This window comes from Acidilutibacter cellobiosedens, assembly GCF_004103715.1.
GTDB lineage: Bacteria > Bacillota > Clostridia > Tissierellales > Acidilutibacteraceae > Acidilutibacter > Acidilutibacter cellobiosedens.
In genome coordinates, this window is the sequence record NZ_CP035282.1 from 3363515 (window position 1) to 3376082 (window position 12568).

14 protein-coding genes are annotated in these 12568 nt (G+C 33.0%); all 14 read left to right on the plus strand.

Annotated elements, in window-relative coordinates; genetic code table 11:
* The first annotated feature begins 67 nt into the window (after positions 1-67).
* The 14 genes from EQM13_RS16265 to EQM13_RS16330 all read left to right on the plus strand — a co-directional run bounded on the left by EQM13_RS16265 (position 68) and on the right by EQM13_RS16330 (position 12560).
* Entirely contained in the window at positions 68-1309 is a 1242-nt protein-coding gene (locus tag EQM13_RS16265; RefSeq protein WP_320054954.1) for a phage portal protein, read from the plus strand.
* Positions 1278-1979, plus strand: a complete 702-nt coding sequence (locus EQM13_RS16270) for a head maturation protease, ClpP-related (RefSeq protein WP_128753241.1) — start codon at positions 1278-1280, stop codon at positions 1977-1979. The genes EQM13_RS16265 and EQM13_RS16270 overlap by 32 nt, the downstream gene beginning before the upstream one ends.
* A gap of 14 nt (positions 1980-1993) precedes the next feature.
* Positions 1994-3190 (plus strand): phage major capsid protein, encoded by a 1197-nt coding sequence (locus EQM13_RS16275; RefSeq protein WP_128753242.1) that lies wholly within the window; start codon positions 1994-1996, stop codon positions 3188-3190.
* Positions 3191-3199: 9 nt separating this feature from the next.
* Entirely contained in the window at positions 3200-3421 is a 222-nt protein-coding gene (locus EQM13_RS16280) for a Head fiber protein (protein ID WP_128753243.1), read from the plus strand.
* An 18-nt stretch (positions 3422-3439) separates the two neighbouring features.
* Positions 3440-3742, plus strand: coding sequence for a head-tail connector protein (locus tag EQM13_RS16285; RefSeq protein WP_128753244.1), 303 nt, complete (start codon positions 3440-3442; stop codon positions 3740-3742).
* A gap of 4 nt (positions 3743-3746) precedes the next feature.
* Complete coding sequence (locus EQM13_RS16290; protein ID WP_128753245.1) at positions 3747-4073, plus strand: phage head closure protein; 327 nt, start codon at positions 3747-3749, stop codon at positions 4071-4073.
* Positions 4066-4437, plus strand: a complete 372-nt coding sequence (locus EQM13_RS16295) for an HK97-gp10 family putative phage morphogenesis protein (RefSeq protein ID WP_128753246.1) — start codon at positions 4066-4068, stop codon at positions 4435-4437. The genes EQM13_RS16290 and EQM13_RS16295 overlap by 8 nt, the downstream gene beginning before the upstream one ends.
* On the plus strand, positions 4434-4763 hold the full coding sequence (locus EQM13_RS16300) for a hypothetical protein (RefSeq protein WP_128753247.1): 330 nt from the start codon (positions 4434-4436) through the stop codon (positions 4761-4763). Before EQM13_RS16295 ends, EQM13_RS16300 begins: the two co-directional genes overlap by 4 nt.
* Positions 4760-5563, plus strand: coding sequence for a major tail protein (locus tag EQM13_RS16305; protein ID WP_128753248.1), 804 nt, complete (start codon positions 4760-4762; stop codon positions 5561-5563). The genes EQM13_RS16300 and EQM13_RS16305 overlap by 4 nt, the downstream gene beginning before the upstream one ends.
* Positions 5564-5576: 13 nt before the next feature.
* On the plus strand, positions 5577-5891 hold the full coding sequence (gpG, locus tag EQM13_RS16310; protein WP_128753249.1) for a phage tail assembly chaperone G: 315 nt from the start codon (positions 5577-5579) through the stop codon (positions 5889-5891).
* Between the two features lie 193 nt (positions 5892-6084).
* Positions 6085-8784, plus strand: a complete 2700-nt coding sequence (locus EQM13_RS16315; RefSeq protein ID WP_161567290.1) for a phage tail tape measure protein — start codon at positions 6085-6087, stop codon at positions 8782-8784.
* Positions 8784-9488 (plus strand): distal tail protein Dit, encoded by a 705-nt coding sequence (locus tag EQM13_RS16320; protein WP_128753251.1) that lies wholly within the window; start codon positions 8784-8786, stop codon positions 9486-9488. Before EQM13_RS16315 ends, EQM13_RS16320 begins: the two co-directional genes overlap by 1 nt.
* Positions 9488-11389: a phage tail spike protein gene (locus EQM13_RS16325; protein WP_128753252.1), complete on the plus strand. Its 1902-nt coding sequence runs from the start codon at positions 9488-9490 to the stop codon at positions 11387-11389. The genes EQM13_RS16320 and EQM13_RS16325 overlap by 1 nt, the downstream gene beginning before the upstream one ends.
* Position 11390: 1 nt before the next feature.
* Entirely contained in the window at positions 11391-12560 is a 1170-nt protein-coding gene (locus EQM13_RS16330; RefSeq protein ID WP_128753253.1) for a hypothetical protein, read from the plus strand.
* Positions 12561-12568 lie beyond the last annotated feature (8 nt).

A 12568-nucleotide genomic window follows, 5' to 3' on the forward strand; every position in this document is an offset into this window, starting at 1 on the left:
TATTTTTAAGCACCCTCACCTTGAAGGTGCTTTTTCATGCTCATTTTAAGGAGGTGATTGTATTAGCATTTTTTCAAGAGTATTTAAAAGGGAAGCTAGGCCAAAAAACTCCTTCTTTGGTTCTACCTATAGCTTCTTCTTTGGTTCAACTCCCAGTGGAAAAACAGTAAACGAAAGAACAGCTATGCAAACAACAGCAGTTTATGCCTGTGTTAGGATACTGGCTGAAACCATAGCCTCCCTCCCACTACACACCTATATTAATACTGAAAATGGAAAGGAAAAAGCAATGGATCATCCACTCTATCCCCTGCTATCTTCTTCTCCTAATCCTGAGATGACTTCATTTGTGTTTAGAGAAACACTCATGGGTCATCTTTTATTATGGGGAAATTCCTATTCACAAATAATTAGAGATGGTAGAGGAAAAATCATAGCTATCTATCCCCTGCTTCCAGATAAAATGACTGTAAGTAGAAGTGAAAAAGGGGAAATCTACTATGTATATAACAAAGAAGGCCATGACTATATTTTGAGAAAAGAAGAAGTCCTTCACATTCCAGGACTAGGCTTTGATGGCCTTATTGGCTACTCACCAATTGCTATGGCTAAGAATGCAATAGGAATGGCAATAGCTACTGAAGAATATGGTGCTAAGTTCTTTGCTAACGGAGCAAATCCAGGTGGAGTGCTAGAGCATCCTGGAATTGTAAAAGACCCACAGAGGATTAGGGATAGTTGGAACTCTGTATATCAAGGAACATCCAATGCCCATAGAGTCGCAGTTTTAGAAGAAGGTATGAAGTTCTCCCCTATTGGTATTCCACCAGAGCAAGCACAGTTTTTAGAAACAAGAAAATACCAAACAGAAGAAATATGTAGGATATTTAGAGTCCCCCCTCACTTGGTTGGTGATTTAGAAAGGGCTACATTTTCAAATATTGAACATCAATCTATAAGCTTTGTAGTTCATACAATTAGACCTTGGCTGGTTAGAATTGAGCAATCTATTAATAAGTCTTTATTTACAGATAAAGAAAAACAGAAATACTTTGTAAGCTTTGTAGTTGAGGGTCTTCTACGTGGAGATTATGAATCAAGAATGAGGGGTTATTCTATAGGAATACAGAATGGTTTCATGTCTCCAAATGATATTAGAAGATTAGAAAACTTGAATCCTATCCCTTCTGAAGAAGGCGGAAACACATATATGGTTAATGGTAATATGCTTAAACTTAAAGATGTCGGTGCATTTGTAAAAGAAAATACTGGAGGTGATGAAAATAAAGAAGTTTTGGAACTGGATTAAAAATGAAGAAGGAGAAAGAACCCTATATTTCGATGGATATATTGCACAAGATAGTTGGTTTGATGATGATATAACTCCTAAAAAATTTAAAGCTGAATTAATGGAATCAGATGGAGACATTTCAGTATGGATTAACTCCCCAGGTGGCGATGTGTTTGCTGCCAGCCAAATCTACAATATGCTAAAAGAATACAAGGGAAAAGTTACTGTAAAGATTGATGGTTTAGCTGCCTCTGCTGCTTCAGTTATTGCCATGGCAGGAGATGAAATTTTAATGTCCCCTGTCGCCATGCTTATGATTCATAACCCCTCTACCCTTATTTGGGGCGAAGAAACAGATATGGTAAAGGCTAAAGAAATGCTATCTGAGGTTAAGGAAAGTATTATAAATGCCTATGAAGTAAAAACAAATCTACCAAGAAATAAGATCTCTAAAATGATGGATAATGAAACCTGGATGAGTTCAAATAAAGCTGTTGAACTTGGCTTTGCAGATAAGGTTTTATATGAAGAATACCCTTCTAATAATCTAATAGAAGATGGTTTTATCTTCGATAAAGTAACGGTAATAAACACACTAATTAATAAGTTTCCTAAAAAGGAAGATCCACCAATTAGTAATGGTACTTCTTATGAAGAATTAAGTAAAAGATTAAATCTAATAAAATAAATGGAGGGATTAATTTGAATAAAATAATAGAACTAAGAGAAAAAAGAGCGAAGCTTTGGGAATCTACCAAGGCTTTTTTAGATTCAAGAAGAAATGAAAATGGCCTTCTTTCAGCTGAAGATACAGCTACCTATGAAAGAATGGAACAAGATGTGGTAGATTTAGGTAAGGAAATAGAAAGACTTGAAAGACAAGCGGTACTTGATTTAGAACTTTCAAAGCCTACCTCTTCCCCACTCTTCAACACCCCTAATAACAATATTGGAGAAGAAAAGAAAGGCCGAGCTTCTGATGAGTATAAAAAAGCTTTCTGGAACACCATGAGAAATAACCCTACACCTGAGATAAGAAATTCTCTTAAAATTGGAACAGATAGCGAAGGTGGATATTTAGTACCAGATGAATTTGAAAAAACTTTAGTTGAAGGCTTATTAGAAGAAAATATATTTAGGACACTAGCTACAATAATTAACACATCCTCAGGAGATAGGAAAATTCCAGTAGTAGCTTCAAAAGGTAATGCATCGTGGGTAGATGAAGAAGCACCAATTCCAGAGTCTGACGATAGTTTTGGACAAATTTCAATAGGTGCTTTTAAATTAGCAACAATAATTAAAATATCAGAAGAACTTCTAAATGACAGTGTATTTAATTTAGAATCATACATTGCTAAAGAGTTCGCTAGAAGGATTGGTTCAGCTGAAGAAGAAGCATTTTTAATTGGAAATGGAACAGGTAGACCTACTGGAATATTCAATAATACAGGTGGTGCAGGTGTAGGAACAACAGCATCCACTCAATCAACCATTAAAATTGATGAGATAATAGATTTATTCTATTCCTTAAAATCTCCATATAGGAAAAAAGCTACTTTTATAATGAATGATTCTACTGTGAAGGAAATTAGAAAGCTTAAAGATGGAAATGGTCAATATATCTGGCAACCTTCTATCACTGCAGGCGAACCAGATACAATTCTTAATAGACCAGTTAAAACTTCCTCTTATGTTCCTGGTTTAGCAGCAGGTGCAAAGCCTATAGCTTTTGGAGACTTTTCATATTACTGGATAGCTGATAGACAAGGCAGATCTTTCCAAAGACTTAATGAGCTTTATGCTGTAACAGGACAAATTGGATTTAAAGCAAGCCAGAGAGTTGATGGAAAGTTAATCCTTCCTGAAGCTATAAAAGTATTACAAATGAAAGCCTAGGTGATGAATATGAGTAATGTAAAAAACTACAAAGAACAAGGCAGTGAAAAATGGGTTGTTAATGGAATACTTGAAATAACTGAAGAAGGAGTACTTCTTTTAAATGGCAAACCCTTAATTAGGGCAGAATTTCAAGAGGAAAGTACAGCTACTACCATTGCCGATTTAAAGGCTGACTTTAATTCTTTACTAGAAAAGCTTAAGTACGCAGGATTAATGGAAATAAAATAATGGCAAGGTGATGGGTGTATGGTAATAACTTTAGATGAAGCAAAACTATATTTAAAAATAGATAGTGATGAGGAAGATACACTCATCACTTCTTTTATTCTTACAGCAGAGGAAATCTGTGAGGAAATACTAAGGTTTCCCCTATCTGAATTTGAAGAAACACCAAAATTGGTAAAACAAGCTATCCTCTACTGCGTTGCTAATATGTATGAGAAAAGAGAAGGCTCCTACTACTATATGAAAAATGAAAGTGGTAATATTTCTGAAACCATTGAGATTATGAAACTAATTCTTGGTAATCTTCGTAAGGAAAGCTGGTGATTCTATGGAAATAGGTTCTTTAAACAAGAGAATAACCCTTCAAGAATTAAAGTTAACTGTTAATGAAAATGGCTTTGAAGTTGAAGAATGGATCCCTTTTAAAACAGTATGGGCAGGGGTTTCTAATCTTCATGGAAGAGAATATTTTGATGCTGCAGCTATCCAAATGGAAAATACAGTTAAGTTCACTATTAGGTATCTTCCTGGAATTGACACAGCTATGAGAATATCATTTAAAGATAAATATTACAATATTACATCCATAGACAATATTAAATACAGAAATAAATTTATTGAAATAAAAGCTATGGAGGTTGATTTAAGTGGCTAAGCTTGAAGTAGATGGAATGGAAAATTTACTAAATGAGTTAGATAAATTAGGACAAAAAGGATCTAGGATTGAAAACACAGCCTTAAAGGAAGCTGGAAATATAGTTAAAGAATCCATAGTAAACGAAGTACCCGTAAGAACAGGAAAGTTAAAGGAAAATATTACTGTATCTAGGGTGAAAACTAAAGATGGTGTAAAAAAAGTAGAAGTTGGACCAGGTAAAGATGAGTATTATGCTGCTTTCTTAGAATTTGGAACTACTAATATGGATGCAAATCCATTTATAAGTAGAGGTTATGAAAATTCAAGAGAAGAAGCTGAAAAAGTAATTGTAGAAGAAATCAAGAAAGGATTAGGACTATGAACATAAATAATGAAATAATAACTGCACTTAATGGAATTAAAGTACCAGTATCCTTTCAAACATCAAAGTCTGAAAAATACCCTTATATCACCTTTTTCACATATTTAGATAGGCCTACTCTCCACTCTGATGATAAGGAGATTATCACAGGATATTTTATTCAAATAGATATATGGTCTAAAACAGACTATACTAATTTAGCAAAAGAAGTACACCAAAGTATGCTAGCAGCCAATTTTATAAAACAAAGATACTTTGATTTATATGAAAAAGATACTAAGGTTTACCATAAAGTAATGAGATTTTTAAAGGAGGTCGAAAAATGAGCCAATATGGATTAAAAGATATACATTTTGCAATACTTGAAAGAGATACTAAATCTGAGGTTAGTTACTATGATGTTGAAGAAATTTTAGGTGCAATTAATGCAAAGATAAACCCAAATGTTAATACACAGGAATTATATGCTGATGATCAATTATGGGAGTCAATATCTGCCCTTGGGAAAATAGAAGTTGAAATTGAAACAGCAGATCTTCCACTTAAAACTAGGGCCAAGGTACTTGGAAATAAATATGAGAATGGAATCTTGATCGAGAATAAAGATGATACTCCTCCCTACCTTGCACTTGGATTTAAATCCCTTAGAAAAGGTGGAAAATACAGATATGTGTGGCTACTTAAAGGTGTAGCACAACCCATGGGTGAAGATTTTACTACAAAAAAGGATAATGTGGAACATAAAACACCTGTTATTAAGTTTACCTTTATGCCTAGAAATTATGATGGGGATTGGAAAAGGACTGCAGATGAAGATAGTTTAGAATTTACAGGAGCAAATTCATGGTTTAGTGAAGTTCCAATTGATAGCCCTCCCCTCTCCCCTGCTGATAAATCCGAACTATTATCAGCAATAGGAGTTGCACAAAATGTATTGGAAACAGCAAATATTGGAACTGAAATTGGAAAATATCCAGAAGAAGCTTATGAAGTCTTTAGTAATGCAATAGATGATGCACAAATAGTAGCAAATAATAATAATGCTACTCAAAGAGATGTGGATAAGGCTAAGGTAAATTTATCCCTTGCCCTTCTTACATTTCAAGGTACAAAAATACTAGAATAAAAGGAGAATTTTTATGGAGATTAAACTTTTAATAAACGATAAAGAAAAAACCTTTGTTTCTAATTTTATCTCAGCTCGAATGCTAAGAAGAACTCTTGAAATATCAAAGAAAGTAAATTTTAATGATATGTCCCCTGAAGAATTAGACACTATGGTTGATTTTATTGTAGAAATATTTAAGGGTCAATTTACTCGTGATGATGTATATGATGGCGTAGCCTCTAAAGAATTAATACCTACAATAACAAAATGTATAAATGAAATTGTAGGTGAAGTAGCTGTTGCTACTGGGGTAGATGAAAAAAACGAAGTAAGGGAAATTCAGTAGACCCAGAAGAATTTATCGACAGTATCTACATTTCCCTTCTTGAGAATAATTGGACACTTAATGATATAGATTCCATGGATATAATTTATTATTTAAAGCTACTAGATAAGAAAGTTCAAAAAGAAAGAAAATATATAGATGATATTTTATAACACCTATAATAGGTGTATTTTTTATGCCAGGAGGTGAAAAATTGGCAAGGGAAATAGGAAGTTTAAATGTAAAGATAGGCCTAGATAGCAGTGGTTTCCAAAATGGAATAGCAAGTTTAAATAGAGAAATGAGAGTTTTATACTCCCAGTTCAAAGCATCTACTGCTGCCCTTGGAGAACATGGTAAAGGATTAGAGGGACTTAAGTTAAAGTCAGATAGTTTAACTAAGCAAACTGATATACAAAAACAAAGAGTTGAAGCCTTGGATGCTGCCCATAAAAAATCAGTAGAAACAAAGGGTCAAGATGCAAAGGCAACTAAAGACTTGGAAATTAAACTTAATAATGCAAAGGCAAAGTTAAGCTCCATGGAGCAGGATTTAAAGAATGTAAATAAAGAAATAGAAACCCAATCTAGCTCTTGGTATAAACTAGGTCAAGCTTTAGAGCCTATAGGAAATAAGATGCAGGATATTGGTAAAGGAATGGAAAGTGTAGGTAAAGATTTAACCAAAACTGTCACCTTGCCAATTGCAGGAATTGGAGCTGCAGCTATAAAAATTGGCATGGATTTTGAAGAATCTATGAGCAAGGTTAAGGCAATGTCTGGAGCAACAGGTGAAGAAATGGTTTTACTTGAACAAGCTGCAAGAGATGCTGGGGCAAGTACATCTAAATCTGCAAAGGATGCTGCTGATGCTTTAGGCTTTATGGCTCTAGCAGGATGGGACTCTACTACTTCTATGGAGGCATTAATGCCAGTTCTTCGTTTATCTGAAGCAGGAAATATAGATCTTGCAAAGGCATCTAGCTTAGTAACAGATTCCATGTCTGCTATGGGTCTTACTACACAGGAATTACCTGGATACTTAAATATTGTAGCACAAACTGCAAGGTCTAGTAATACAGATATAGACCAAATGGCTGAAGCATATCTAAAAGTTGGAGGTACTTTAAGAGGCCTTGGAGTTCCTCTTGAGGAGTCTGCCTTGGCTCTTGGACTATTAGCCAACTCTGGTATCAAAGGCTCGGAAGCTGGAACGGCACTTAATGCTGTAATGACAAACCTTACAGCACCAACTGGTCGGGCAAAACAGGCACTTGAAGAACTTTCTTTTTCTGCCTTTGATAGTGAAGGAAACTTTAAGGGATTAGAAAATGTGTTATTTGATTTAAAAGATAAATTAGCTGGAATGACAGAGGAGCAAAGAAACACCTATCTTGCTATGATTGGTGGAAAAGAACATGTTAAAGATTTAAATGCACTTCTTAATGGGTTAGATGATAGTTATGATGATTTAACCGCTAGTATTAAAGAGTCCGATGGAGCCCTAGAAGATGTTGCAAAAACTATGCAGGATAATAATAAAGGATCTTTAACAGCTCTTAAATCTGCCATAGAAGAATTAGGGCTTAAAATCTATGATGTTTTAAAACCTTCTATAGCTAATATTATAGAAGCTATTCAAGGTTTTATTGATAAACTTAATAGCCTCTCCCCTGCTCAACAAGAAACTATAGTTAAGCTTGGATTACTTGTTGCTGCAATTGGCCCAGCCCTTCTTATCTTCGGGAAGATAATAACTGTAGTAGGTAGTGCAATAACTGCCTTTTCCACCATATCAACAGCTGTTGCAGGTGCAGGTGGTGCTATAGCAGCTTTAACAGGCCCTATTGGAATTGCCATTGCAGCTATTACAGCTATCATTGGGATTGGTGTCACACTTTATATGAATTGGGATACCATCAAAGAAAAAGCAGGATTGTTAAAAGAAACTATCTCCGAAAAATGGAATGATATAAAAGAAAACACATCTGAAGCTTGGGAGAATGTAAAGATTACTGTATCTGAAAAATGGGATGATGTTAAGACTAATACCAGCGAGACTCTTACAAATATTAAAACTGGTGTTTCTGAAGGTTGGGAAAATATAAAGACTAATACATCAGAAACTTGGGACACTATAAAAACTAATACATCTGAGTCCTGGGATAATATAAAAACTACTATTTCAGATAAATGGGAAACTATTAAAACCAACACATCAGATACACTAAATAACATTAACTCAAGTATTTCTGAAAAGTGGGATAGTGTAAAGACCAAAACTTCAGAAACCTGGGAGAACTTAAAAACTGATACTTCCACCTCTTGGGGTTTCATAAAGGATAAGATTGATGAGCATGGTGGTGGAATTAAAGGTATTCTTGGAACTTACATGGATGGATATAAATTAGTGTGGGAAACTGGTTTAAATGCAATGAACACTATTACAGGCGGTAAGTTTAATGATATGGCAGAGAAAGTTAAAGGAGCTTTTAATAGGATAAAAGAAGGCATCCAAAGTGGATTAGATAAAATTAAGGATTGGAATAATCAAAGAGTAGAAAATAAAGAAGCGACATTCACTACTAGGATAAGAGAAGTATTTGAAACCGTTGGAAATAAAGTAAAGAACATAGGAAGAAATGCTCAAGGTACAGATTATTGGAGAGGTGGACTTACTTGGGTAGGTGAAAGAGGACCAGAATTAGTAAATCTCCCACGAGGTTCTAAAGTTTTAAGCAATGAGAAATTAATGGAAATGATAAAAGGCAAAGGGCAAACAAATACCAATAACTCAAACCTAACAATCCACATAGATAACTTTAACAATAATACAGATAAGGATATAGAACAACTTGCTTATGAATTAGAATTCTACAGACAAAGAGTTGCTATGGGAAGGGGTGGTATTTAGTGATTAGCTTTAACTTTGCAGGAAAGGATAGTTATAAAGACTATGGAATAATAATATCTAAAAGACCAAATCTCCCCTCACCGAAAAGAAGAACTTCATATATAGACATTCCAGGAAGAGATTCAAGTTTAGTTTATGATGAGGAAACTTATGAGAATATAACCATAGGAGTAGAGTGTAAAATCAAAGATGGTAATTTGATAGATAAAATAGATGATATTAAAGCATGGCTATTTTCAGCGGGAGAGAGTGACTTAATATTTAGCTCCCAAGATGATAAAAAGTATAGAGCACAAGTGGTTAATAGTATTGATTTTTCTCAGGTAGTTAAGATTTTCTCGGAATTTATAATAATATTTAATTGTAGGCCCTTTAAATATGCAACTTATAATAATATATTTACAATTGTAGAGTCAGGCTCATCCATAATAAATGTAGGAAGTATAAAAAGTGAGCCTATAATATCGGTATATGGTGAAGGGAATATTGAATTAACAGTAAATGAAACTAAGGTTAATTTAATTAATATAAAAGATAAGATTATACTTAATTCAGTAATTCAAGACTCTTATAATGATTTAGGAGAGAATTTAAATAATGAAGTAAAAGGTGAATTTATATATCTAAATCCTGGCTCTAATAGGGTTGAATGGACTGGTAACGTAAGTAAAATTGAAATCCTCCCAAACTGGAGGTGGCTATAATGATTACTATTTATGATAAGAAAACAGGGAAAGGAAACTTTGAAAATAACGGACTTTGTGTTTTAGATGAATGCATAATGGCTGAAATTACTCATGAATTAAATGGAGAATACAGTTTGGAAATTGAGTATCCAGTAGTGTCTCATAAGGCTCAATACTTGGAGGAATTAAATATTATTAAAGCTGATGGCCAGCTTTTTAGAATATATAAGGTTGAAAGAATTCAAGATAAGATAAGTAAAATTAAAGTGTGGGCAAGACATATTTTTTATGATCTTGCCTATTATTTTATAGAATCTGTAAGGATATTAAATGCTAATACTAAGGAAGCTTTAGAAGGAACAATCCCCCCTGAACTTCAAGCTGTATATGACTTTACAGCACCTGAAGGTGGTATTGCACCTTTTATTGCAAAGGAAATTAATGCAGCAGATGCAATGTATAGGCTAATTGAAGTTTATGGTGGCGAGATATACAGAGATAATTATAAGGCACATATTAAAGATAAGGTAGGCACTGATAAAGGAATATTAATTAAATATGGTAAAAACATTAGAGGAATGAAGGTCATAGAAGATACCAGTGAAATGGCTACAAAAATATATCCAGTTGGTGCAAATGGGCTATTACTTTCTGAAAGATATATTGAAGTTTCAGGAGATAAGGCTGATATTTTACCTTTTCCTATAGTTAAGAAAGTTGAATTTAAAGAATGTAAGGATGTTGACACACTAAGAGTTAAAGCAAAGGAATATGCTGAAAAAGTATCTCTTCCTAAGATATTTATTACTATTGATTTTTTAGAATTAAGTAAGATAGAAGAATATAAGGATTTTAAGTGCCTTACAGAAGTAGATGTTGGAGATATTGTAAAGGTAAAAAACGAAAGGCTAGGATTTACTACAGAACTTAGAGTAATAAAAAAGAAAGTAGATTTAATAAATCCTATAAACACTAAAATAGAATTAGGAGACCCACTAAATACTATAATAGAAAAAATAGATACATCTAGACTATTAGATGAAATTAATAGTGCCATAACTGGAACCTTAAGCAGCATGATAATTAAGAAAAATACTGAAGTTATAAATGTTACTACAACTAAATTTGCTGCCATGGTGTTTGGAATTACTGCAAAAGCAGATACAAATTTAAACTGTAATATTACTATGACAGGCAAGGCAAGTGAGGATTGCTCCATAAAGATATTATTTTCTCTTGATGGAGTATATTATGATTTTAAGCCTATTCAAAAATTAGCTAAGGGTGACAATGTTATAGGACTTCCCCTTCCTATGCCACAGGTTACTGCAGGAGATCATACCTTTATGGTGGAGTTAGAAGTAACTAATGGAAGTTTTGTTATTGAAAAGGGAAATCTTCAAGTAACTGTTGAAGGTAGAGACTTAGAAGGTGGACTTAGTGCTAGTATTCCTAGAGCAGAAGTAATTTATAGTTTCTTATATAATTTGTTTTATATAAAGTTTTCTAAATATAAGTATAATGAAAACTATTTATTTAAAAGTTTAGAGCCAGATAAAAAAGATTTTATAATAAGCTACACTGAAGATGATTTTAGTCAAATCTTTAATAGCTATACAAGAACTATGGACTTAAATATTGATATAGAAGTAGTAGGAATAATTGAAGGGTTTTCACCAGATAACAGTAGTAAATATTTGTATGATAATGAGTGGATAGCATGGAGTGCTGATTTTGATAAAAACAAAGACGGAACTTATGATTATTATAATAAAGTCAGCATATCAGAGCCTAAACTAATAGAAGAAGGAGCATTTGACTCAAGATTAGAAAAAGGAGTTTTATATACGGCTACATTACCTAATAGAAACTTATACAATAACTTACTATCTATCAGCTGGGAATTGGAGGAGATATGATATGGGAGTAAGACCTATAATGGCAAACCCAAAAGGAAGTTCTGGAATGACTCTTTATGGTACAAGAAATGATGATTCTACAGTAACTTTACCTGACATGGGATTTGACTTTATGTACAATGGAGATTTAATTAGAACAATTTATACAAGTGGTAACTCGTGGATAGGTATTGGTTCATCTTCAGAGCATATTAAAATTAATAGAAGGGATACAAGTTATAATAATTTATATTACTCATCAGAAGAGGAAAATGGATATAAATTATTTAGGGTAAGGTTTGAAGGAAATAGTACCTATAATGGCTGGGGAAATAATAATTTAGTTTGGGAAGTTTCTTTTTATGAAACAGGTGTTATTCAAATAGTTATAGAAAAGACTCCGAATACTGGCACAGATAGCTTTGTAAATCCTGGAATAGGAACTCAAAGTATAACATTAGAAACTGGCAAATCCTATGTCTTAATTTCTGATAGTAAAGATGGGAAGAACTATAAGGTAACAGAAGGCTTATATTTTCCCGATAAAGAAAGATTTTTAATAATTGATGATGAAGGAATAAAGAACTTTCAAGAAGTGGAAAGTATTCCTAAATGGGTTAAGGTTTCTGATATGCCAATAACTGAAGAAATATTATTAAATTATGGGAATGATATTTTACCTTCATCTTTGGAAGGTATAGTAGGAGATTCACCAAAGGTTTATTATTATACAGATAACCCCGATGTAGTAGAAAGACAAGAAAAATTTAAATTTAGAATAAAAATAATAGCAACAAGTCTTCCTAAAGTCATAGAACAAAAGGAAGATTTTTTTATTCCTAGTGAGAAGTTGATATCAAATATAATAGCAGAAGTATCTACAGATATAATAAATAATAGTGGAAATATAACTAAGACCAATGGAATAGTAAGGATAGCTTTTAGTGTGGACAGTGGAGAGACTTATCTTACCTTTAATATAAATGAAAATGATTATAGGGAAGTAGATATTAAGAATTCTTTAGAATTTCTAGATAAGGGAATAAATCCAGAAAACCTAAACTTAATAAATTATGAAAGATTAAATGAACTGATAGAACTAAATAGAAAGATTAGATTTGCCTATATATTAGAAAAACCTACTCTTTCAGATGTATGTAAGATTAAGAAACTTAAAATTTTCTATAGTTGAGGTGTTTA

What these genes read in the sequence shown, in the direction of transcription:
- EQM13_RS16280 (WP_128753243.1), top strand. Translation starts at nt 3,200, where the DNA reads ATGAGTAATGTAAAAAACTACAAAGAACAAGGCAGTGAAAAATGGGTT.
- gpG (WP_128753249.1), top strand. Translation starts at nt 5,577, where the DNA reads ATGGAGATTAAACTTTTAATAAACGATAAAGAAAAAACCTTTGTTTCT.
- EQM13_RS16290 (WP_128753245.1), top strand. Translation starts at nt 3,747, where the DNA reads ATGGAAATAGGTTCTTTAAACAAGAGAATAACCCTTCAAGAATTAAAG.
- EQM13_RS16270 (WP_128753241.1), top strand. Translation starts at nt 1,278, where the DNA reads ATGAAAATAAAGAAGTTTTGGAACTGGATTAAAAATGAAGAAGGAGAA.
- EQM13_RS16300 (WP_128753247.1), top strand. Translation starts at nt 4,434, where the DNA reads ATGAACATAAATAATGAAATAATAACTGCACTTAATGGAATTAAAGTA.
- EQM13_RS16285 (WP_128753244.1), top strand. Translation starts at nt 3,440, where the DNA reads ATGGTAATAACTTTAGATGAAGCAAAACTATATTTAAAAATAGATAGT.
- EQM13_RS16305 (WP_128753248.1), top strand. Translation starts at nt 4,760, where the DNA reads ATGAGCCAATATGGATTAAAAGATATACATTTTGCAATACTTGAAAGA.
- EQM13_RS16330 (WP_128753253.1), top strand. Translation starts at nt 11,391, where the DNA reads ATGGGAGTAAGACCTATAATGGCAAACCCAAAAGGAAGTTCTGGAATG.
- EQM13_RS16325 (WP_128753252.1), top strand. Translation starts at nt 9,488, where the DNA reads ATGATTACTATTTATGATAAGAAAACAGGGAAAGGAAACTTTGAAAAT.